Origin of the sequence: Pedobacter caeni (assembly GCF_900129215.1) — a bacterium.
Lineage (GTDB): Bacteria > Bacteroidota > Bacteroidia > Sphingobacteriales > Sphingobacteriaceae > Pedobacter > Pedobacter caeni.
Map to the genome: position 1 here is coordinate 1,124,539 of NZ_FQUQ01000001.1, position 21,171 is coordinate 1,145,709.

General features: G+C 42.6%; 20 protein-coding genes. 11 read left to right on the forward strand and 9 right to left on the reverse strand.

All coding sequences use genetic code 11. The features are described from left to right. The first annotated feature begins 21 nt into the window (after positions 1 to 21). The 3 genes from BUC20_RS04755 to BUC20_RS04765 all read left to right on the forward strand — a co-directional run bounded on the left by BUC20_RS04755 (position 22) and on the right by BUC20_RS04765 (position 2,106). Entirely contained in the window at positions 22 to 492 is a 471-nt protein-coding gene (locus BUC20_RS04755; protein ID WP_073228056.1) for a hypothetical protein, read from the forward strand. A 227-nt stretch (positions 493 to 719) separates the two neighbouring features. Next, on the forward strand, positions 720 to 1,520 hold the full coding sequence (locus BUC20_RS04760) for a metallophosphoesterase family protein (protein WP_073228058.1): 801 nt from the start codon (positions 720 to 722) through the stop codon (positions 1,518 to 1,520). Next, on the forward strand, positions 1,501 to 2,106 hold the full coding sequence (locus tag BUC20_RS04765) for a hypothetical protein (RefSeq protein ID WP_234994444.1): 606 nt from the start codon (positions 1,501 to 1,503) through the stop codon (positions 2,104 to 2,106). Before BUC20_RS04760 ends, BUC20_RS04765 begins: the two co-directional genes overlap by 20 nt. 21 nt (positions 2,107 to 2,127) lie before the next feature. On the opposite strand, the gene BUC20_RS04770 is transcribed toward BUC20_RS04765, so the two are convergent. From BUC20_RS04770 to BUC20_RS04785, 4 genes are read right to left on the reverse strand one after another with little or no spacing between them, the layout of a single operon-like run. Continuing rightward, on the reverse strand, positions 2,128 to 3,636 hold the full coding sequence (locus BUC20_RS04770) for a helix-hairpin-helix domain-containing protein (RefSeq protein ID WP_073228064.1): 1,509 nt from the start codon (positions 3,634 to 3,636) through the stop codon (positions 2,128 to 2,130). A gap of 8 nt (positions 3,637 to 3,644) precedes the next feature. Further along, the gene (locus BUC20_RS04775) at positions 3,645 to 4,892 is read right to left on the reverse strand and encodes a PP2C family serine/threonine-protein phosphatase (RefSeq protein ID WP_073228066.1); all 1,248 of its coding nucleotides are present in this window, start codon (positions 4,890 to 4,892) and stop codon (positions 3,645 to 3,647) included. A 6-nt stretch (positions 4,893 to 4,898) separates the two neighbouring features. After that, positions 4,899 to 5,951, reverse strand: a complete 1,053-nt coding sequence (locus BUC20_RS04780) for a TerY-C metal binding domain-containing protein (protein ID WP_073228068.1) — start codon at positions 5,949 to 5,951, stop codon at positions 4,899 to 4,901. A gap of 14 nt (positions 5,952 to 5,965) precedes the next feature. Beyond that, the gene (locus BUC20_RS04785) at positions 5,966 to 6,601 is read right to left on the reverse strand and encodes a vWA domain-containing protein (protein ID WP_073228071.1); all 636 of its coding nucleotides are present in this window, start codon (positions 6,599 to 6,601) and stop codon (positions 5,966 to 5,968) included. 341 nt (positions 6,602 to 6,942) lie between these two features. Between BUC20_RS04785 and BUC20_RS04790 the strand changes: the two genes are divergently transcribed. Further along, the gene (locus BUC20_RS04790; protein ID WP_073228074.1) at positions 6,943 to 9,591 is read left to right on the forward strand and encodes a PAS domain-containing sensor histidine kinase; all 2,649 of its coding nucleotides are present in this window, start codon (positions 6,943 to 6,945) and stop codon (positions 9,589 to 9,591) included. Between the two features lie 7 nt (positions 9,592 to 9,598). On the opposite strand, the gene BUC20_RS04795 is transcribed toward BUC20_RS04790, so the two are convergent. After that, the gene (locus BUC20_RS04795; protein WP_073229491.1) at positions 9,599 to 10,174 is read right to left on the reverse strand and encodes a TerD family protein; all 576 of its coding nucleotides are present in this window, start codon (positions 10,172 to 10,174) and stop codon (positions 9,599 to 9,601) included. Positions 10,175 to 10,239: 65 nt separating this feature from the next. Between BUC20_RS04795 and BUC20_RS04800 the strand changes: the two genes are divergently transcribed. Both BUC20_RS04800 and BUC20_RS04805 read left to right on the forward strand, forming a co-directional pair. Then, complete coding sequence (locus tag BUC20_RS04800) at positions 10,240 to 10,986, forward strand: class I SAM-dependent methyltransferase (protein ID WP_234994446.1); 747 nt, start codon at positions 10,240 to 10,242, stop codon at positions 10,984 to 10,986. A 4-nt stretch (positions 10,987 to 10,990) separates the two neighbouring features. After that, entirely contained in the window at positions 10,991 to 12,196 is a 1,206-nt protein-coding gene (locus BUC20_RS04805; protein WP_073228075.1) for an MFS transporter, read from the forward strand. Here BUC20_RS04805 and BUC20_RS04810 read toward each other — a convergent pair. Then, complete coding sequence (locus BUC20_RS04810; RefSeq protein ID WP_073228078.1) at positions 12,180 to 12,536, reverse strand: cupin domain-containing protein; 357 nt, start codon at positions 12,534 to 12,536, stop codon at positions 12,180 to 12,182. The genes BUC20_RS04805 and BUC20_RS04810 overlap by 17 nt on opposite strands. Positions 12,537 to 12,615: 79 nt before the next feature. Then, positions 12,616 to 13,185: a porin family protein gene (locus tag BUC20_RS04815; protein ID WP_073229496.1), complete on the reverse strand. Its 570-nt coding sequence runs from the start codon at positions 13,183 to 13,185 to the stop codon at positions 12,616 to 12,618. Positions 13,186 to 13,833: 648 nt separating this feature from the next. Here BUC20_RS04815 and BUC20_RS04820 point away from each other — a divergent pair. Then, positions 13,834 to 14,580, forward strand: coding sequence for a LytR/AlgR family response regulator transcription factor (locus BUC20_RS04820; RefSeq protein ID WP_073228080.1), 747 nt, complete (start codon positions 13,834 to 13,836; stop codon positions 14,578 to 14,580). 29 nt (positions 14,581 to 14,609) lie between these two features. Here the strand turns inward: BUC20_RS04820 and BUC20_RS33880 are convergent, their stop codons facing one another. Next, the gene (locus BUC20_RS33880; protein WP_159441054.1) at positions 14,610 to 14,753 is read right to left on the reverse strand and encodes a hypothetical protein; all 144 of its coding nucleotides are present in this window, start codon (positions 14,751 to 14,753) and stop codon (positions 14,610 to 14,612) included. An 88-nt stretch (positions 14,754 to 14,841) separates the two neighbouring features. On the opposite strand from BUC20_RS33880, the gene BUC20_RS04825 reads away from it, so the two are divergent. After that, positions 14,842 to 15,930 (forward strand): sensor histidine kinase, encoded by a 1,089-nt coding sequence (locus tag BUC20_RS04825; protein ID WP_073228083.1) that lies wholly within the window; start codon positions 14,842 to 14,844, stop codon positions 15,928 to 15,930. On the opposite strand, the gene BUC20_RS04830 is transcribed toward BUC20_RS04825, so the two are convergent. After that, positions 15,904 to 18,714 (reverse strand): lantibiotic dehydratase, encoded by a 2,811-nt coding sequence (locus BUC20_RS04830; RefSeq protein ID WP_073228086.1) that lies wholly within the window; start codon positions 18,712 to 18,714, stop codon positions 15,904 to 15,906. The genes BUC20_RS04825 and BUC20_RS04830 overlap by 27 nt on opposite strands. A 409-nt stretch (positions 18,715 to 19,123) precedes the next feature. Here BUC20_RS04830 and BUC20_RS04835 point away from each other — a divergent pair, with 409 nt between their 5' ends. The 3 genes from BUC20_RS04835 to BUC20_RS04845 all read left to right on the forward strand — a co-directional run bounded on the left by BUC20_RS04835 (position 19,124) and on the right by BUC20_RS04845 (position 21,130). Continuing rightward, positions 19,124 to 19,918, forward strand: coding sequence for a murein L,D-transpeptidase catalytic domain family protein (locus tag BUC20_RS04835; protein ID WP_073228089.1), 795 nt, complete (start codon positions 19,124 to 19,126; stop codon positions 19,916 to 19,918). A gap of 95 nt (positions 19,919 to 20,013) precedes the next feature. Next, positions 20,014 to 20,598, forward strand: a complete 585-nt coding sequence (locus BUC20_RS04840) for a Crp/Fnr family transcriptional regulator (RefSeq protein WP_073228092.1) — start codon at positions 20,014 to 20,016, stop codon at positions 20,596 to 20,598. 82 nt (positions 20,599 to 20,680) lie between these two features. Next, positions 20,681 to 21,130 (forward strand): carboxymuconolactone decarboxylase family protein, encoded by a 450-nt coding sequence (locus BUC20_RS04845; protein ID WP_073228095.1) that lies wholly within the window; start codon positions 20,681 to 20,683, stop codon positions 21,128 to 21,130. Positions 21,131 to 21,171: the final 41 nt, after the last annotated feature.

Genomic DNA, 21,171 nt, shown 5'->3' on the forward strand with positions numbered 1-21,171 from the left:
TTGGGCTTTCTAACATCCGGTATGACAAAAACGCCCCATCAATTGACAAAAGGAAAATATGTGTTCTTTGGTACTCCTCAGCAGCAACAGGGTGAGAATGTATTGGTACCATATTTTACGGCGACTGGATTGTGTCTGACCGAAAATGAAGGCCTGATCTCCGGCAAGGTGGAACAGTTTGACATCAGTCACCTCATTTCCAAAAGGTCCGTTTATGTGGATAGCGAACGGTCCATAGAAGCTCATAAATTGTACACCTGGCCGGCAAAACTGGGTGATCCGAATGCCTGGGCAGAAAGCAAACGTATATTTTTTGAAGATCACCTGATCGATCATCCAATGGAGATTCTCTTTGAACTGGAAGAAAACCAGGTGAGCTGGAAATACATCAGTCCGCAGGATTTTTCTGAAGCAGCGGCAATGGCCTCCACTTCTCCTGAATTTAATGAAATCAATAGCGGGCTTTCTTTAAAAGACAAGGTTAAGGGCTAAATACAAAGTTAAAGCGCCTTGAAAACCATGCTGTTCTTTTTAACGGGCTTCAACTAAACAGGTTAGCTTTTCTAAGCTCATTTCATTTATTTTATTCTTGATATTATTGTTTAACAGAATTGTTAAATCAATGCCATTTAACGGTTATCGCAATGCCATATCCGCGATTTGGGCTTTTGAGGACGTGTTTTTAAAACTAAGTTTGACAGAAACAATAAGATTCCTCAATGAGAGTATTTGTCGCACCGATCATGATTGCAGTTATGGGATTCTCCAGCTGTAATAGTTTTGAATATAGTCCCAATCAGACTTTTGACAGGAATTCCTACAGAGATATTAACGCCGGCAACCTGAAGCGTCTGGGTGATGGTAGGAATGACGATACGGTACGTTTCATCTTAACGGGTGATACCCAGCGATCGCGCGATGAGACGGTTCGTTTCACGAAGAAAATCAATGAAATGCCGGGGATAGACTTTGTCGTAGTGGCCGGAGACATTACAGAATTCGGTGTATTACAGGAAATGGAATGGATCAGCCGCAGCTTAGCCAAACTAAAGCCGCCTTATGTGGCGGTGATTGGAAATCATGACCTGACCTCCCGTGGAAGAGATGCTTTCACGACGATGTTTGGCCCCCTGAATTATTCCTTTATCTATGGAGGAATAAAGTTTGTATGCCATGATACCAATAGCAGAGAGCATAAATTTAATGGGCAAACACCCGATATCCCCTGGTTAAAAGCAGAAATGCAGCCTCAGGAAGGCGTGAGCAATTATGTGGCGATTTCTCATGTTGCCCCAAATTCGGATGATTTTGATCAGGCGCTGATTAAAGGGTATACGGATAACTTTGCCGCGGTTCCGGGTTTTCTGGCTTCCCTTCATGCTCATGCTCATAATTATCAGCTTTTTTATCCTGATGATTCCGGAATCCCTTATTACATCACCAGTTCAATGGGAAATGAAGAATTTTTATTAGTTGAAATCATAAATCACAAAGCAAGTTTTGAACGCATCCCTTTTTAAATCAGCGTATATCGCCATATTTCTGATCGCAGCGACGATGAAGGTCTCTGCGCAAAATTTAAAGTTTCTGATCCCCGACAATGCAATTGTACAGTTTGCGGGAAGTATCGGCTATTTTAGCGTAGGTGCAGGTTATGATTTATTCAAAAATAAAAGAGGGATCCTGGATTTCAATTATGGTTATGTTCCCGCCTCTAAAGGTGGTGAACTAAACATTGTGACCGCTAAAATTGCCTATCGGGTTTATGAGATTAAGCTGAAGGAATGGGGGAAGTTCTACCCTTTTATTCCGGGCTTATTTCTCAGTTATACTTTCCATCCGGAACTCTCTTACCGCTTTAACAGAAACAGGTATCACCCTGACTATTACCATTGGTCTGAAGCAATGAGGCCACATTTATCCATTGCCAATGAGATTGAGTTTAACGGAGAAAAGTTACTTAAAGGATCAGGAATAAAGGCGGTCAGTGTGTACACCGAGCTCAATACCAACGATTATTACCTGATCAATTACTTTCAAAACACCTCAGAGCTCAACTTAGGGGATATTTTTAAGCTGGGTATCGGCCTGAGGTTGAAATTTTAAGGTTTTATTCGTTTTAAGTCTTTATTCTCCCACCAGGGTAACCAATGCCACCCTTCCCCCTTCTTCGGCTGAAAACAGAATTTTCTTGCCCTGGGTGAGTTCTACAAATCCGCCAACCGGGATGTCTGTTTGTTCTGTTACATCCCTTAAGGAGGTCAACGTCTGGTTAACCAGCACCCACTTGTCATTGTGTTTCACAAAATACCCTGCAGGTGCTTTATCCACCTCTGTTAGCTTTTCATTCCTCACGATGTTCCTGTTTACATGCCATGGAAACAGGTATTGGTTGGTATAGACCATTAACCGGTGCTGTTCTGGCCGGTAAGCTCCTTCGGCAGATTTAAAATATAAATCCAGGACTGGTAAAGATCCGGAATGCAGCTGGCCACAGAAAGGGCATTTTGGTTGGGTAGTATTGTCGAACACATACCACTTTTGCTCACATGCAGGATTACTGCAGGGCTGTAAAAGATCGCTGGTCTTCATCAGGGCTTGTTCCCAGATGTCTGCTGCAGGCCGGGATGCCGGATGATGAAGGCCGGTGACGAAAGCCTGGTCAAACAATTCCTTGAGGTAAGGCCCTGTAAGTGTATAAGGCAATTTATCTACATCTCCCCAGGGTTGTTCCCATTTTGAGAGCTGACTGGCTTTAGGCCGGTTGCTGAGGTCTGTGGGATGTTCTATAAACAAGGCGTTTTTCCCCATCGCCAGCAGGTTATCTGTTTCCGGATCAAGATCATGGACCTTTCCTCCCAATAGTGGGTGACGGTGTAAAAGGTACATGTAAATCAGAACCGGCAGGGAATGCAGGTCTGTTTCCCTTCTGGGAAGTTTGCGTTCCGGATCTGTTTTGTTCAGGTGTTTGGTAGCCATTACTTCAGGCGCAATGAATTCAGCTGTACCAATTACTTCTGCCGGAAATAAACCAGGAACCACCAGGCCATCCAGATCGATCATGCAGGCAGATTTGGTAACCGGATCTACCAACACATTATTATAGGAAAGGTCCGAATGAGCAAGCCCCATTGCATGCATCTTTTTAACCCCGCGGCACAGGTTAACGCATACCTGAAGATAACTCATCCAATTACCTAACTCTGAGCTCGCTATCCTCAACGGAAAATTGGGATTTCTGAATTTTGAGCCGGCAAACCATTTGCCGTTTTTCTCTCCTCCAAGGATCAGGTCGTTCTTCTCATAGCCTTTGCTAAAGAAAAATTTAGGGGCGTAAATGGGAACAACGATCCCTGTGAGTCCTTTCCATTCAATCACATCGGTGGGCCAGCGGTATACCTCATTCAGGTAATACTCTCCCGCTTCTTTGCTGCTGATCTGCTGCAAATAATGGCCAGTAATTCTTTTCAGACGTTCTTTTTGGTTATCATCGAGGCGTTCCCTGAAAATGGCGACTACATATTGCTTGTCTACACTAAAGTAAACGTCTTTTAGTCCGCCTTTTTTAGGATCACCGTTATCATAATACTGATATCTTTTGCGGGTATATGGAGATTCTACAGTTACAACAGCCATGGTTAAATTTAATAAATGATCACTAAAGTTCTGTCATCATGATTCCCGGTACTCCAGAAATCCATCCAGGAGGAAAGCTGGGCAGCTACATTTTGGTTTCCTTGCCGGAGATTTACCTGCTGTCCTTCCGGATTGTTTCCTTCCAGATCATCGATCAGTCCTTTCCACATTTTTGGTTGTGCCAGGTTGAAGGTCGTCTCAAATTTGGCATCATAGATCCCATCACTCATCATCATCAGATAAGCAAAATCAGGAACCACCCTGGCAGAGAAACGGGTATAAAAATCGGGATGATCAAATATCTCCGGCATCGTGATGAAACGCGTGGCACCGCCGTACTCTCCTGAGTCCAGGACATTCAAAACATCTGCTTTATCACTATCTATTAAGGCAATAGGGCAATCACCGACACTAAAAGTCAAGATCATCCAACCCTGATCGGAGGCCTTGATCAGACAAAGCGCAAGTGTGGAATGAAGGTCAGAAAGGCTGATATTCATGGATGCAGCCCTTGATGCCAGCTGCTGGTGTACCTGATAGACGGTTGGACTCAGGAAATCTGCAGCCAATTGCTGAAGATCCGTTGTCAGCTGATCTGCTTCGGCTCCGCTGATGTTTCTGGTCTGTCCCTGCAGCTGCTGCCCCAGCGCTTGCCATTCCGTTTCCGGCAGTGCTTTCAGCTGACTGATGGCGCTTTCGCAAGCCAGTTTTGAACCCAATCTGGATAAGCTGGCACTGCCTGCCCCATCAGATACCACCAGAATGCTCCAACCCTGTTTCCCGAGTGTTGCAACCTCATAGTGGTCTTCTCTGAACTTCCCTGTATTGGCATGGGCCCTTCCTCTTTTGGAGGCTGCCACCAGTTCCTTAGTACCAAAAAGCTGCTGCGTAATTTGCTCATCCGCCTTCCACCAGGGATCCTGCGGATCACTCTCCAGGTTTTTCCATAAAGAGCGGGGGTCCGGATTAATGGCAAAAGGAACTTTCTTTTCTATGGTTTCTCCGGCAATCAGAAAGTTGAAAATCAGTTTCAGATCGGCATTTCCCAAAGGGGTTCCGGCTAAGGTATTACTTTCTTTGTGGTAAGCTAACCCTGTATTTTCCAGACCTGTTATATCCGATAAAATCAGCTCAGATGAAGCTTCTTCTCCCAGGTCGATCCATACCTGATAATCCTTCCCAACAGTGGCATTTGGCAATACAATACGTTTCTCCTCCAGGTTTTTTTTCTGTTGGAATAGTTCCCATTTTTCCATTGGCGCTTATCCCTGGGTTCTGTTAATGTCAAAACCTCCGCCACCTGTTCCATACTGTGCCTGTGTATTGCACCATGGGCAGGTACTGTATTCTTCTTCACCGATACAATGGATCTTACCACATGAGCAGATGGCCAGGCCATATTGATTGCCGCAGGATGGGCATGTTGGTGCCCCGATCAGCTCTTCACTGTTTATTTTAAAGGAACTGGCTGATGGGTCTGAGAGTTCATAATAAGAATTGTCGACCTGAAATGCTCCATTCAGGCGGTAAGCTACCGTTTGCAGGCCCAGATCAGAAAACGGGGAATCATTTAAGACCTTTTTGTACTTCATCAGGTAAGGCCTTTTGGTATTCTGGCATTTGGCTGCGAGTACCACATAGTTTGGATCGATATATTCCTGAAGGTCGGATTTTTTATTGAGGTCAATTTTGGTCACTACCTTATCGTCCAGCTTGGCAAGTTCAAAGCCTGAAGCGCTGTTGTCTACGCTGACGCTGCTGGTTTTAATCGAATCAGTTACCCATTTGAAAAACGCTGTATACTGAGAAGCGTCGCTGTTGTTAAACATGAGCACATGTTCGGTCAGTTCTGTAAGTAAGGAAAGGTCCGTTTCCTGTCCGAACGAAATGGCCACCAGGTTGGTAGATTTCTGCCAGTTTAGCTTCCATTCCTGAATTGCAGAACGGGTATCATCAGTAGGTACGCCGTCTGTAAGGAGGAAAATAATGGGTTTCCAATCACCCTTTTGTTCGTGGGTAGTTTTAATGATATTTGATCTCAGCTCATACATCAGGTGGCCTAGTCCTTTGCTTAAGGATGTTCCTCCCCCGATGGGAAACCTTGGTGGGTAGAAATCCGCAATCTCCTGAAGCGGAACAATTGTTTTTGCCTGTCCGGCGAAAACCAGTACAGAGATCCATACCGTTTCAATGGCATAAGGATCGGATTTTAATGCTTTAATGATCGTTGCCAATCCTTCTTCTACGTTTTGGATAGGCTCACCGATCATGGACTCAGAAATATCTATAAGGAAATATATAGGAAGTCTTCTCATGTCTGGGAATAGGATCAGATAATTAAATGAATTTCGGAAGGTGGTGGTGGCAGGGTAATGCTTTCGGTCGTGCCCATACTTTTATTGCCCTGGTCTATGGCATCAGATACCCACTTAAAGAATTGTTTAAGGGTGGTGCTATCGGCAGTATCCAGATGAACAACGGTATCGGTCAGTTCTTTCAGAATAGAGTCATCCGCCAGATGTCCGGCAGCACAGGCCACAATAGAGGCAAAATTAAGTGCTTTAACTTTAGGGATCATCTGCCTGTACAACATCAGGTCGGAAGGTTTGCCGTCGGTAAAGAGAAAAAATAAAGGCCTCCAGTCTGCAGTTTGTTCATCAGAAGCTTTACGAAGTTCTTTCTCTGCTTTTTCATGGAGCAATTCCAATGCCTGACCGAGATGTGTAGGCCCGCTTTGAGGGCAAACAATTTCCGGCAACTGGAAATGAACAAGTTCTGTTAGTGGAACAAGTTCTTTCACTTCTCTGTCGAAAGTAATGATGCTGATCCACAAAGAATCCAGTGCCTGCGCATCTGTTCTTAAAGTGCTCAACATTCCGTTTAAAGCATTATTTAACGCTTGAATAGGCTCTCCATACATCGACCCGGATGTATCCAGCAAAAAATAAACAGGTAATCTTCTCATCTAATTTCTCAAGGTGGTAATTAACTAAACTTTTTGATATGTTTTTAGTTCTTTCATTGGAATATAATTGTTTTTTTTCGAGTTCTTTATTGAATTTTAAATGTTCTCAAGAGTTCGCAAGCTCAGTTTATCGGTTATGAAGCGATCATGATCTTGTATTCAATCGTTAGGTGACCGGTAAGATCATGATGGTTTCAGTAGGTTAAAGTTAATAGGTTTTTTACATATAAAATAATTAATTCAGATGTCAGGGTTCTTTTTCTACTTTAATTAAATACAGCTGAGGATGAAAAACCAGGGATTTATTGTTACCTTAATCCACGTTCATCAGTTTCTGCCCTATGAAAAAAACACTGAGAATTATACTGCTTGAGGACCCTGAATATGACCAGGGGGAAATTGCTGATGCGTTAAGATCAGATGCTGAAGTTGACTTGTTAAAGGTCTATACGTTTAAGGATTATGTGGAGGCATGGAATGAATTTACGCCTGATCTGACTCTGGCTTCCTTTTCGGGCCCTGAATCTGCCGGCTGCCAGGCTTTTTACTGGCTCAAGGGTACCGAACATGAGGCTGTTTTTATCGGGATCAGCAGTCCTGAATTTGAACAGGAAGGGATCAGTTTATTGAAACAGGGTGCTGCTGATTATTTATTGAGGGACCGTTTAACCCGGCTACCCTTTGCAGTGCTGGATGCTTTGGAAAAAGCAAGGTTAAAGGAGCAGTCGCAAAATGAGCTTCAGTCGCTGTTGAAAGAAGGCCGGCATTTTGAACAATTGCTTCAAAAAGTTCCTTCTGCGGTTGCGATACTCCTTGGCCCTACGCATATTTTTCAGTTTGCGAATTCCTTTTATTGCGAGCTTACAGAAAAAAAACAGATCCATCAGCTGCCTTTAAAGGAGGTCTATACCCTACCGGAACATCAGTTTATCATTCAGGTTGCGGATCAGGTTTATCGGACCGGCGAGACTTTTTTAGATAAGGAAGTATTTATCCGGCTGGAACAGGGTATCCTGGGAAATCCCAGTCTGACCTCATTGTACATCAATTTCACGGTACAGGCATTGCGCAATAACGAAGGAGAAATTGAAGGTTTGCTGATTTTTGGAATCGATGTGACCGAGCAGGTACAGGCACGCAAAGAAACGGAACGGGTAAACCAGGAAATAGACAAATTATTTGAAGCGGTTAATGAAGGTTTTTTCCTTAGGGACATTGTTCACAATCGATACCTGCAATTGTCTGCCGGTTGTCCAAGAATTTATGGTTATACGATAGCCGAATTTCAGGAGAATCCTGATTTATGGTATGAGATCATTTATCCTGAAGACCGTCATATTGCCGATAAAGCAGATGTGCTGCTCCTTAAAGGGGAACAAGTTAAAAACCAATACCGGATAACCCATAAAGACAAAAGCATGAGGTGGGTGGAGGTTCGTGCCCTGCCTAACCTCGTGAATGGGGAATTGCTGACCGTGGAAGGTGTGGTGAGTGACATCACCCAACGCAAGCTCTCCGAGGAAAAAATCAGACTGGCAGAGGCCGGATTGTCGGAAGCCCAGAAGATGGCACAGATCGGAAACTGGAATTACGATTTAAAGAAACAGGAACTGACCTGGTCTGATGGGCTGAAGGAGATCTATTGGGGTGATGAATCACTGATTCCTGCCAATCAATACTTCGAAGATCTTGTTCATCCTGAAGATAAGTTACGGCTGCAGTATGAGGTGGACAAAATGAAACGCCTGGGCAGGAATATGAAAACCAGTTTCAGAATCATGAATCCTGAAGGGGAAGTTAAGATCCTGACCGGAGAAAACCGGATTGAACTGGACGATGAGGGGAATCCGATCCGCCTTTACGGAATTTTACAGGATGTAACCACGCTTAAAGTTTCTGAGGAGACCTTAAGGAAATCGGAAGCCAACCTGAGAACATTGCTGAACCATACCGACGCCGCTTATATCCTGGTAGATCATGAACTGAAAATTGTGTCCTATAGCCAGAAGGCAACAGAAGTTGCTGAATTCAGGGGGCATGCAAAACCATTTGAAGGCACACATATATTCGATTATTTTATTGAACAAAAGCGGTCAAAGCTGGAAAAGATCGTTAAAGAGGTGATCAATGGAAAGAACATTTCCTACGAAATCAAAGCGAAGGAAAAAGATGGGATAGAAAAATGGTATGCGATAAAATGGGTTGGTGTACATGATTTTGAGCATAAAAACTGGGGGTTTATCCTGTCTGTAAAAGACATTACCCTGAAAAAGAAACTGGCAGATCAGCAACATCAGCTCACCTCAGAGCTGATCATGAGAAATAAAGACCTGGAACAGTTTACGTATGTGGTCTCACACAACCTGCGCGCCCCGGTAGCCAACATCATCGGACTCAGCGAGCTGATGAACACCACCCCACCGGATCAGGCAGGCTCAGCAGAACTGATGCGGGGATTGCGGACTTCCATCAAGAACCTGGATACGGTGATCAAAGACCTGAACGATGTATTACAGGTGAAAAAAGATTCGCCGGGACGGATCAAAGAGTCTGTTGACCTGAGAGTTTTGATTGAAGAAATTCAGTCGAGCATCAATCACCTGCTGGAGAAAGAACAGATGACGTTTAAATACGAACTGGAAGTTCCTCATGCCTATACGGTACGTGGTTATTTGTATAATATTTTCTATAACCTGATTTTAAACAGCTTAAAATACCGCCTGCCTCACCTGGCACCCTGTCTGCGGATCAAAACATACCTGACCGGAAATCACCTGAACATGGTGTTTACAGATAATGGAAAGGGCATTGATATGCGCAAATACGGAACTGAACTGTTTGGCCTTTACAAACGTTTTGACATGGATGTGGAAGGTAAAGGCATGGGCTTGTTTATGGTAAAAACCCAGATAGAAGATTTAGGCGGAAGCATTCAGGTAAAAAGTGAGCTGGAGAAAGGAACAACTTTTCACATCATGCTTCCGGTATAATGGTATTTTATTTGATGATCTCCCCGGTATAGTATTTGGCGAGGAAAAAGGCCAGGTCTTCTTTGTATCCCCTTCCCGAAGCTTCGAACTTCCAGCTGCCGTTTCTTTTGTAAAGACGGCCGAATTCAATCGCTGTTTCTATCGAGAAATCTTCGTCTAACTCGTATTTTGCCACTTCTTCGCCTGTGGTATCGTCTACAATCCGGATATAGGAGCTCCTCACCTGCCCGAAATTCTGTCTTCTTTGTTGTGCCTCGTGAATGGTGACTACAAATAGCAACTCCTGAATGCGTTCGTCTACAAGGGAAAGGTCTACTTTCACAATCTCATCATCACCTGTTGCACTGTTTCCTCCTGTAGGGTCATCTCCTGTATGGAATAAGGCTCCGTCCGGAGATTTGTCATTCCCATAGAAAACGAAAAACTCCTCAGCAGGGATCATTCTGTTCGTATCGACCATGAATGCCGAAGCATCCAGGTCAAAATCATGCCCTGTTCCATCGTTAGGGTCCCAACCCAGTCCTATACTGATTTTCGATAATCCAATATTGATTTTTTCGCCTTTACGTAAGTTAATTGCCATATTTTCTGCTTTGAACATTTTAAAGTTAGGATGTTTTGCGGGAATGGCAATTCTATTTTTTTATCTTGGCAGAAATTTTACACAGCGTGACGACAAGAGATTATTCAGCGAAAGCTACAAACAAAGAAATTGAAAGCAGGTTTGACCAGGATGTTGAACGTTTTTCCAATCTGGATACGGGACAATTGACTACACTGGATGCCCCGCTGACGATGGAGTTGTGTACCGATGCTGCTAAATATGTTGTTCCTGAAGCTAAGGAGTTGCTCGATATCGGTTGTGGTGCAGGCAATTATACCTTAAAGATGCTGAGTAAAATCCCCGACCTGAACTGCACACTGAACGACCTGAGTTTACCAATGCTGGAAAAGGCAAAGGAACGTGTTGCCATGGCCACACGTGGGACTGTGACCAGCATTCAGCTGGACATGAGGGCACTTGAACTGGAAGAAAACAAATATGACATTATCCTTGCAGCAGCCACCCTTCACCACCTGCGGGGGGATGAAGAATGGGAACAGCTGTTTGAGAAACTCTATAAAGCATTAAAACCTGGTGGTTGTTTTTGGATCTCAGACCTGATCAGCCATGATGCGCCCCATTTAAATGAGTTGTTTCAACAGAAATACGGGGAATACCTGGAAAGCCTTGGAGGTCCGGAATACCGGCAAAAGGTATTCGATTATATTGAGTATGAGGATACCCCCCGATCGGTTAATTACCAATTGGATCTAATGAAGAAGGTTGGTTTTAAGCAGGTAGAAGTATTGCATAAGAACCTTTGTTTCGCGGCTTTTGGAGGGCTAAAATAAGATCATGTCTATCTTTCAAACGATTGCCGGAAACTATAAAAGGTCTTTCTCGGGGCTGAGCCGTGAAACCTGGATCCTGAGTATTGTGATGCTCATTAACCGAAGTGGTTATATGGCGGTTCCTTTTATGGGCCTGTATGTGACCCAGTCCTTACACCGGTCTGCATCTGATGCGGGTTTTATCATTACGCTTTTTGGTGTAGGCTCTATCCTGGGCTCTGCTGCCGGAGGAAAGCTGACAGATGTCATTGGTTTCAGGCCTGTTCAGATCTTTTCTGCGATTATTGGCGGAACCTTTTTTCTTTTTTTTGCCAGCATCACCCATTTTCATACGCTTTGTATCCTTGCGGTGGTGATTAGTTTCTTTGCGGAAGCCTTTCGCCCTGCGAATTTCGCGGCCATTGCGGCCTATGCCAAACCCGGACTGGAAACGAGATCTTACTCGCTGAACCGCCTGGCGACGAATATAGGATGGGCTTTTGGCGTAAGTATGGGTGGATTGATCGCTTCTTACGACTACAGGTTGCTCTTCTATGTAGATGGAGCAGTGAGTATTTTTGCAGGGTTGAGCATCATGATCTTCCTTCCTAAAATCAAGGCCTACCGGAAAACAATTAAAGAAAAGGTGAAGGGCATTGTAGTCCGTAAGCCATGGGAAGACGGGCTTTTCATTAAGTTCATTCTACTCAGCATGATTTTTATCATCTGTTTCTTCCTGATGTTCAGGGTGGTCCCGGTGTTCTTCAAAGAGGCCTGGAAGATCAATGAGTTTATGATTGGACTGATCCTTGGCCTGAATGGGGTGATCATTGCCTTGTTCGAGATGGTGATGGTTCACCGGATTGAAGGGAAAAGATCGCCGGTATTTTTTATTACTGTTGGTGTCTTGTTTATTGCTGCTTCCTTCCTGGTGTTGATGGTTCCTTTTGGTTCTCCTCTGGTATTAGGAACCTTGTGCATCGTGTTTTTTACGGTGGGGGAAATGTTTGCCCTCCCCTTTGTAAATACCTTTGTGATGAGCAGGGCCAATGAGTTTAACCGGGGGCAATATGCTGCAGGTTATATGTTGGTATGGTCTGTAGCCCAGGTGGTAGGACCAACAGCAGGTTTTTATATCGCCGAACATCATGGTTATAATGTATTATGGCTCATTTTAAGTGCCCTGCTGCTGGTTTGTGCTTATCTGTATAAGTTTATGAAGACGGAGTAGCTTCGTCTTTTAGAAAGTCCGATCTGTGTGGTGTAAAGGCATCAATCAGGATTCCTGGCTCTAAACATACACAGCCATGAACTGCATGTGGAGGCACGTAAAAGCCATCTCCTTTTCTTATGGTTTTCTTTTCTTCTCCAATGGTCATTTCAAATACACCACTGTCTACGTAGGTAACCTGTGTATGGTGGTGTTCATGGAGGGTGCCAATGGCTCCGGCTTCGAATTTGGCTTTCACCAGCATCACCCTGTCGTCATAGCCAAAGACCTGTCTTTGAATCCCATTACCGAGGTCTTCCCAGGGCATATCGTTCTCTATTTGAAATAATTCACTTTGCATATCGAAATAATTTACCCAAATATAAAAAAAGGGCCAATGAATTAATCAAGACCCTTTATTTATCTGAAAAATTTAAGTATTAGAAGATCTTAAAGCCTACAGAAAGGTTATAAATGCCTGTTTTCTCGTTTAATCCTTTGTTGATTTTGGTGAATCCTCTGGTGTAACGGGCATCAATGGTAAGGCTGCCTATGTCTACCCCTGCATTGATCACTCCACCGATATTGAATTTTTTGTAATCAAATGAAAGCGGGGCATTTGGCTTGTTCAGGGTATAACTGAAATCCGGTCCGGCAGAAACATGCAGGTTGAACGCTTCTTTGTTGATCAGCTTGTAACCTACCATCAACGGGATGTTCATTTGTTTGAAGTTAGGGCTGTACGTTGTGTTTCCATAACTGTATTCGCTCTTGAAAGTGGTATAATTAATTTCGGGTTGAAAATACAGGGTTTCACCCACACGTGCAAATACGCCGATATTGAATCCCAGCTTTCCTTTTTCTTTTGACAATTCTTTAAAGTCAGAATGAAGATTGGCGAAGTTTGCCCCTGCTTTGATTCCAAAGCTTAATCCCGGCACCTGTGCCTTTAGGGTAGTCATACTGAAAATGCTTACTGCAACGATTAATAGATACTTGATTGTTTTCATTTTGTTGTTCTTTTGATAATTGATCAATTTATTTTGATGATTTATGAATAGGACAACCATTTTAGAACTTACCCCTACGCCGGAAAAAAAAATAATCCCGGATCAGATCCGGGATAGGATGATCTACGCTTCAATAAAAAAAATAAAATGAATTATAGAAAGAAATCGCTGTTCATTAAGCAAAGGGGAATACTCCCCTTTCAAGTTAACAAACTATATGAGAACGCGAGATGTCGTTTGCAATTTGGTTCCAAGCACCAATTTGGAATAAAGATCCCCGATGCACCTCCATGCATCGGGAATTTCGTTTTATAGGGGGGATGTGATAAAAGTAGGCAAGATCAGTGATACGCACAATTCTATTACGCCAATGAATAGCTCTACGTGGTGAATGACACTTTTTGCGTGGTGAATGAGAAAGTCAATTAGAAAAAACCATTAAAACTCTCCATTCTTCGGAAAAAAGCTTTAAAAATCAGGTAATATGGCTCATAAATTATAGTTTTGTCACTGAATTTGATTTAACTTTACACATTCTTAATAAATTTCATGATATAATAAAAAGTATTACGCGAAATAGCTGTTTTGCGTTGTGAATATTTTTAGGTTAGATTTATTAATATTATTCCAATTTATAGGAGGAGATCAATGGATAAGAAATTAAACTGTGTAATAATTGACGATGAGAAACATGCTGTAGAACTCCTGGTTGATTACATTAATACCATGCCCAACCTACAACTGGTAAAGTATTTCACCAATCCATTGCAGGCATTGATGGAAATTTCGGCCAATGATCAGATAGATATTGTTTTCATGGACATGGATATGCCAGGGATGTCAGGAATAGATCTTTCTATCGCCATAAGGGACAAAACGAAATACCTGGTCGTCACGACCGGTCACTCGAAATACGCTTATGAGGCTTTTGGGGTTCAGGCGAATGAATACCTTTTGAAACCGATTTCCATGAGTAAATTCGCATTGATGATCAAAAGGCTGCTGAATGCTGAAAACACGGTTAAGAATACCGTTACAGCAGATGATTTCTTTTTTATCAAGACCGATCAGGTCCAGAAGTATACAAAGATTAACATCAGAGACATCATCATGATTGAGGGATTAAACAATTACGTGAAGATTCATACCGTGAATGAGACACATGTTGCCTATCTGACGATGAAGGAGCTGGAGTCGAAGTTGCAGGATAACAATAATTTTGTACGGGTACAAAGGTCTTTTATTGTTTCAGTGAACTACATCAGTAAAGTGGAGGGATATACGATTATTCTGAGTAATAAGATGGAAGTACCTTTGGGGACGACTTATAAAAAGCAGTTTTTAACCTTTCTGGGAGAGAAAACAATGAAATCCAAGCGGAATGTATCCGATTAGATTTCATTGTCATGTGCGCCATATTATGGCTAGAATCTGGATACTGTATGTCCGGTCGCAGTGGTGTTGGTCGGATCAGTATAGGTTTTAAAAGAAGTTGCTCTTCCTTTTTTTGATTTGAACACAAATAATGTGTTTTTCTTTAGATTGATTGCTGTGAGTTCTTTTTTCATGTTCTGGTTTTTTTGTGAAAATTAGCTCGGATAGCTGCATCAACGAAAAGTATTACGTAAACCCTATTTTCTTTTACACGAAGTAAAAATGACATTAAAGAATTTTCAAGACTTTTTATACAGATACAGGATCCATTTTTTAGGCTGGTTCCTCTTTATATTTTATGAAGTAGTGATTACAGGGTTAATCCGGGGTACTTTTATGACCTTTGGAAACTATGCGTTGTTTTATTTATTCAATGCATTATTGTTTTATTTTCATGCTCAGGTGGTCATGCCTGCAGCCAGAATGGGAACCATACATGGGGTATGGAGGTTGCCGCTTTTCATTGCGCTTGAAGTAGGATGCTACATCCCAATCGTACTTTTTGTGGCGGATTTCATGAGCAAAAATGGCTTGGTCACACTTTTCGAACCTGTACAATTTACTTTCAAAGCCTATATTTATGGTGCTTACCGAGCGGTTTATTTCATCTTGTTTGCCACCGGGTATTATTATATCCTGAGTTATTTCAGGGAAAGAAAACGAGCGGAGGAGCAGGAAAAAGAGCGTTTACTGGTCATCATTGAAAACCAAAGGATTTATTCAGATCTGATCAAGTCGCAACATGCCCAGCTGAAAGCGCAAATCAATCCCCATTTCCTCTTTAATACCTTAAATTTTATCTATACCAATACCCGAAAAAGTGCTCCGGAGGCTGCGGAAGCGATTATGGCCTTATCAGAGATGATGAGGTATTCTATTGAAGAAGTGAAAAATCACGCACAATCGGTATTGTCCGGAGAACTGGAGCAGGTAGAAAACCTGATTAAACTCCATCAGATTAAAGCCGGATATGGCCTGCACATTTCACTTAGCTACAGCGAAGCTGCTGCAGAGGTTCAGGTCATTCCCTTGCTGGTGATGACTTTAGTAGAGAACATGTTTAAGCATGGGGAACTCCGGCAGGAATCCCAGCCTGCTTTGATTGAGCTGGATTGTTCTGCCGGAGTATTGTATGTAGAAACGAAAAACCTGATTGCCATGGAACAACCACATAGCAGTCACCATATCGGCTTACACAATGTAAAAAAGCGATTAAGATCCACTTATGGAGATAAAGCAGCGCTACAAACCTTTGTTACTGAAGACAAGTATTTCCATACCCGGCTAACGATTGAACTGAACCAGGTGTAAGTTTTGTTTTTCTGTTGCCAGCTGTTTGTACAGGAAGCTATAGATGATCGTTTCATGTGCTCTCTGATGACTGGCAAACAACCGGTTGATGTGCATGTGAAAAAGGCTGCAGTATAAGGATTTTCTGTCCTCAGGACTGCTTTCTGTTAAGGTGCCGGTAAAAGAACTGAGCAGCTCATCCGGAAGTGTCAGCAGAAGTTCCGCCAGGCTTCCTTGCGGATAAACCTCCCTGAAAGCGCTCCATTCCCTGTTTACTTTTTTAAACTCCATGCCGGCCATGTGATGCTCTCTTTCGTATACCTGCTGAATGCTGCGGATAAACAGCGCCTCCTCTCCTATGCTCAGTCCCATGGCGGTCAATGCTGATTTCATGAAAACGATGCAGTTCGCATACTTATCGAACAGGTCCAGGTCTTCGGTGATTACTTTCAGGGCATAGGCACTGTCCAGTTTGAAATGCTGCTCGGTAAGCTCCATCAGAGCGGGCCCATAGCGCTCTGTTTCCCTTTGATAAGTTTTCAATTGAATGTCAGTGATGAGTCCGTCGGATAGGTCTTCGGAGAGCAGCTCCATTAATTTGCTCATGTAAAAATATCCTTTTTCCGGCTGCCTTAATTGCAGCCGCAACCTGAGGTGCGGAGCCGGATCATTGTACCGGATAAAGAACCAGGTTTTAAATTCCGGAGCATAGGATGCGATGAAATTTTCGATCATGCCGGCAAGGATAAAGTCGGCTCTTTCCTCATGACAATAAATCTCAAAATACAACCAGTCTTTCCCGGGAACGATTACTTTTTCCAGGGTATTGCCAACTGTTTTTTTAGCTGGAACATGCCCGGAATAGAGTTCTTCGTTGTGGTTTAAGCTGATTAAAGCCTGACTAAAGTAACTATTACTATTATCATCTTTAAATATCTGACAATTAGGCATAATAACCTCAGTTATAACGAAATCGTTGTATTGATTCAGGTACTGTTTAAAGTATATTAAATCGGTTTCATTCTCTTTATCAAAGCATAAGGTCTGATCTCCGGTCCCTGCAGAAAAGTAACGGCTTACCCCCATTTCATTGAGCAGGTTAAGTATAGTTTTCTGCCCCTGATCTCCAGCTTTGACCCTCCATTTTCCGAGTGATAAAACGAGGTTTTTGTATTGAACTCTTGGGTAAAAATCCAGGTCCGGCAAGAGAGACTCAATGTCGAATAAGAGCTGCGTTTGTAATTGCTGGTGTTGCAGGTCGCACAGGAAGCGGTAGATGGACAGATCAGACCTGCTGTAGTTGTAGGCGGAGGCTAATCTCGGGATCAACCGCTTCCCATATTGCGCAGACAGGAGGATAATCTCACCGTTTTTTACGGTAACCAGGATATCATTTAATGGAATGACCTGATCAGCGCAGGAATAGTTCAAAATGGGAACCTCATATTCATACACCCCTTTTCTCCGGTTCACATTATCTACCTTACCTTCTGCCATATAAGCGATATCAAAAAAGATCACCTCCGGGTTTGCTGCGGATTCCAGGGCCGTAATCTGTCTGCAATGTGAGGTGACGGCATCACTAGCCATGGTAAACCTCCCTGTTAATGCATTGCCTGTACAGCCGCCCATTGATTCCAGGATCAGGAGATTGTCTGCAAACCTAACTAAAGCACTAAAAGTGTTAGGTAGCTTTATATTACTATTTATCAACTCTTTGTATTTAATATTCTCCAATTGAATGGGTTGGTTTTTCTGGTTTGCCATCCGTAACATCTCTTTGAGCAACTGGTGCGCAAATTCAGTCCTGGGCATTCCAGAGGGTTCCGCCTGAGTTGCCCCTTCAGTCAGCTCACTTGCCAAACCAGCAGCTGCTGAACTTCCTGCTAAATCTCCATAGCCTATTCCCAATTCCGGATCCAGCACCCGTACCAGGGATAACTCCTGAGATTCAAACCGCTTTTGGAATGCATTTATAAAAGCATTAAGTCCTTCATTTATTGGTAGTATACTCTGTTTTGTTAAATATTCAATACAGGAAGGAAGATGTTTTAATGCAGCTTTGTCAAGCCCTCCTGAATGCAAAGTTCTTTCTGCAATAAGGTATTGCTCCTGTGTTCCAGAAAGCGGCTGACCGGTCCTGTTGAAATAGTCTGGTCCAATAATGTTCGGATCAAGATCGGTGAACAACAGTTGTAACTCGAGCATCGCTTTCAGAATACCTTTGAGGACTTCTTCTGACACCTCTCTGCTTTCCGCGAAATCACATATAGCCGCATATTTTGCTTTTTGACTGCAATATTCCAGCAACTCGCTGATGAATTCGCTTTTCTCAATTTCGGCGAGTTCAAAGACCTGCTCCTGCAAGGAAATGAAGCGGATGCTCCTGGAGGTAGAATAAGTACTGGAATTAGAGAAATACAGACGATCTGGCGATGTCAAATCACTCATCGACACTTCCATATCGTTTCTATACGACCAATCCTTAAAACGATGCAAATGCTGCGCTGAAGAAAACACCACCTCTTTTGCTCCCTCCGTCAATTCGGCAACCGCAAATGAAGCAAAGCTCCCATAGGGTGTTCCCCTGTATCTGGAACGGTTGAAATACTTCCATATCGTAAACCTGACCTTAGGGTCCAGGTTCGCGAGCTCGCTTGCTTCAATGGTCTTTATTTTTTCATAAAAATCACTGGATGAAAAGCTAATAGATACTTTTAGCTGTTCCCATACTTCAACTAATTGATCTGTCATGGAGAAGGCCGGAATTCTTAAAAGAATAAAAGGGCTGATGTTTATTTTCATGCCTACAAATTCCAACAGATTACAGGAGGAACAAAATCTATTACGTAAACAGGCAGATCTATTACGTCAATTTACAAGAGGCAGGTTTCGGTTTAACTGAATACGGAGCGCACTATTTTAAACCTTTTGTTGGAATTTATGTCTGTTTTGAGAATATGAACGTTTATGTATCAGAGGATCAGAATAAAAGAAGAAAAAAAATAGCCTGATTATTAACAGAAACCGCCGCTCTGATAATTTTAGATGACGGTTATACACTCTTAAGATAGTTAAGTCATTGGAACGTAATAGCCCGCCATTTTTAAACACAAACATCAAATAATCAATATATTAGCATTTAAACACAAGCCTATAGCAAAGCATTACATAAATAACAGAACAATTATTCATAGCACTAAAACCCAATTCTATGATGAAATACCTTTTTGGTGGAGCAGGATTTATTACGATGACAGTTGCCTTCACCATGATGAGCCGGGAGCCGGTAACTCCCCCAATTAACGCAGTTGTAATTCCAACTGAAGATAGTTTGTACAGCAGGCACGTCAGCAATATTTACCAATCAGCACATCTTGAGGAAAGTGGCTTAAGTCCTTCCGTTTTTGAAAAAGCCGTTACCGGTTTTTACAACCTTAAAAGATCCGGACAAGTATCTGCGGATAAGTCTATTCTAACCATTGCTGATTTTGACCAAAACAGTACACGTAAACGTTTATGGATTGTAGATCTGGACAAAAAGAAATTGTTGCTCAATACCTGGGTTGCCCATGGACAGCGAAGTGGAAGTGACAAGGCTACCCGGTTTTCCAACCTGAATGATTCCTTTCAGAGCAGCATCGGATTTTACTTAACAGCAGAGATTTATAATGGACAGCACGGCAAGTCATTACGCCTTGACGGAATGGATGAAGGCTTTAATTCCAATGCCCGTAAGCGTTCTATAGTAGTACATGGTGCCGACTATGTGAGTCAGGGAACGATCAATGCTTTGGGGAGACTGGGCCGTAGTCAGGGCTGCCCGGCAGTAGCGCCGGAACTTGCAAATACCCTGATCAACACCATTGAGGGGGGGAATGTTCTTTTTATCAATGTCACAGACCATTACTATACCTCGAAATATCTGAATGAACATGTCGCGGCCATATATGCCGCCAACGATACGAGTAATAAAGAGCTGAATCTGGATTCTGCTCTCAGTATTTAAATCCCTATAATGAGCAGGAGGCTTCTGTACACAGGCCTCTTGTTTCATTTAAAAAACAGGAACAATTCCTTATCTTGCCTTGAAAAAGACAATTCATGTTCCATCCTCTTTTCGATCATATTCACAAGTACATCCCTCTGGATGAAAATGAAAAACAGCTCATTACCAAAAAACTGAAATACCTCCATCTGAAAAAAAAAGAAGTAGTATTGGCGGAGGGTAAGGTTTGTCAGGCCAATTATTTCATCGTTAAAGGATGTTTGAGGATGTGTTTTTTTGACGATAAAGGAGTCGAACAAACAATTCAGTTTGCCATCGAGAACTGGTGGATCAGTGATTATACAAGCCTGGAGAATGGCAAACCATCCGGATTTCAGATTCAGGCGGTGGAAGCATCAGAAGTCATTGCGGTAGAAAAAGCGATTCAGGAAGGACTATTTGATGAGGTGCCTAAACTGGAACGTTATTTCCGGTTGATGATGCAGCGGGGCTACTCTGCCAGTCAGATGAGAAAAAAATATGATTATACTTTATCCAGAGAAGAGCAATACTATCATTTTAGTGCTGCTTTCCCTCAGTTTGTCCAAAGGATCCCACAATACATGCTGGCTTCCTATCTGGGCTTTACTCCCGAATTTTTAAGTAAAATCAGAGCAAAAGGCACAAGGAAGATTTCTTAAACCAGGTTAAGTTTTTTTTAGCCCTTTTATGCTGACCTTTGAGATGTAAATTAAAACTCATTTAAAAAACAACTACATACTGATGAAACAAAGAATCGATATCCAAAAAGTTAATCCTAAAGCTTATCAGGGAATGTTTGCGCTGGAGAATGTTTTAAACGATAGTTCTCTCAGCAAAACTCATAAAGAACTGATTAAAATCAGGGCTTCACAAATAAACGGCTGTGCTTTTTGTCTGGACATGCATACCCGTGATGCAAGAGGTTATGGTGAAACAGAACAACGCCTCTACACCTTAAGCGCCTGGAGAGAAACCTCATTTTTTACTGAAGAAGAAATGGCCATACTTGCTTTAACAGAAGAAGTTACCCTAATTGCATCAGGTGGCGTGTCGGAGCAGACCTATGCGCGTGCCGCTGAATTGTTCTCTGAACAGGAGTTGTCTGAAATTATCATGGCGATTGTAACAATTAATGCCTGGAACAGAATTGCGGTAAGCACTCATAAACAACCAGCATTCGTTAAGGCATAAAAAACAGCATTTGTTAATGCATAAAAAAGGCCATCTCCGGT

What these genes read in the sequence shown, in the direction of transcription:
- BUC20_RS04755 (WP_073228056.1), top strand. Translation starts at nt 22, where the DNA reads ATGACAAAAACGCCCCATCAATTGACAAAAGGAAAATATGTGTTCTTT.
- BUC20_RS04760 (WP_073228058.1), top strand. Translation starts at nt 720, where the DNA reads ATGAGAGTATTTGTCGCACCGATCATGATTGCAGTTATGGGATTCTCC.
- BUC20_RS04770 (WP_073228064.1), bottom strand. Translation starts at nt 3,636, where the DNA reads ATGGCTGTTGTAACTGTAGAATCTCCATATACCCGCAAAAGATATCAG.
- BUC20_RS04775 (WP_073228066.1), bottom strand. Translation starts at nt 4,892, where the DNA reads ATGGAAAAATGGGAACTATTCCAACAGAAAAAAAACCTGGAGGAGAAA.
- BUC20_RS04780 (WP_073228068.1), bottom strand. Translation starts at nt 5,951, where the DNA reads ATGAGAAGACTTCCTATATATTTCCTTATAGATATTTCTGAGTCCATG.
- BUC20_RS04785 (WP_073228071.1), bottom strand. Translation starts at nt 6,601, where the DNA reads ATGAGAAGATTACCTGTTTATTTTTTGCTGGATACATCCGGGTCGATG.
- BUC20_RS04790 (WP_073228074.1), top strand. Translation starts at nt 6,943, where the DNA reads ATGAAAAAAACACTGAGAATTATACTGCTTGAGGACCCTGAATATGAC.
- BUC20_RS04795 (WP_073229491.1), bottom strand. Translation starts at nt 10,174, where the DNA reads ATGGCAATTAACTTACGTAAAGGCGAAAAAATCAATATTGGATTATCG.
- BUC20_RS04805 (WP_073228075.1), top strand. Translation starts at nt 10,991, where the DNA reads ATGTCTATCTTTCAAACGATTGCCGGAAACTATAAAAGGTCTTTCTCG.
- BUC20_RS04810 (WP_073228078.1), bottom strand. Translation starts at nt 12,536, where the DNA reads ATGCAAAGTGAATTATTTCAAATAGAGAACGATATGCCCTGGGAAGAC.
- BUC20_RS04815 (WP_073229496.1), bottom strand. Translation starts at nt 13,185, where the DNA reads ATGAAAACAATCAAGTATCTATTAATCGTTGCAGTAAGCATTTTCAGT.
- BUC20_RS04820 (WP_073228080.1), top strand. Translation starts at nt 13,834, where the DNA reads ATGGATAAGAAATTAAACTGTGTAATAATTGACGATGAGAAACATGCT.
- BUC20_RS33880 (WP_159441054.1), bottom strand. Translation starts at nt 14,753, where the DNA reads ATGAAAAAAGAACTCACAGCAATCAATCTAAAGAAAAACACATTATTT.
- BUC20_RS04825 (WP_073228083.1), top strand. Translation starts at nt 14,842, where the DNA reads ATGACATTAAAGAATTTTCAAGACTTTTTATACAGATACAGGATCCAT.
- BUC20_RS04830 (WP_073228086.1), bottom strand. Translation starts at nt 18,714, where the DNA reads ATGAAAATAAACATCAGCCCTTTTATTCTTTTAAGAATTCCGGCCTTC.
- BUC20_RS04835 (WP_073228089.1), top strand. Translation starts at nt 19,124, where the DNA reads ATGATGAAATACCTTTTTGGTGGAGCAGGATTTATTACGATGACAGTT.
- BUC20_RS04840 (WP_073228092.1), top strand. Translation starts at nt 20,014, where the DNA reads ATGTTCCATCCTCTTTTCGATCATATTCACAAGTACATCCCTCTGGAT.
- BUC20_RS04845 (WP_073228095.1), top strand. Translation starts at nt 20,681, where the DNA reads ATGAAACAAAGAATCGATATCCAAAAAGTTAATCCTAAAGCTTATCAG.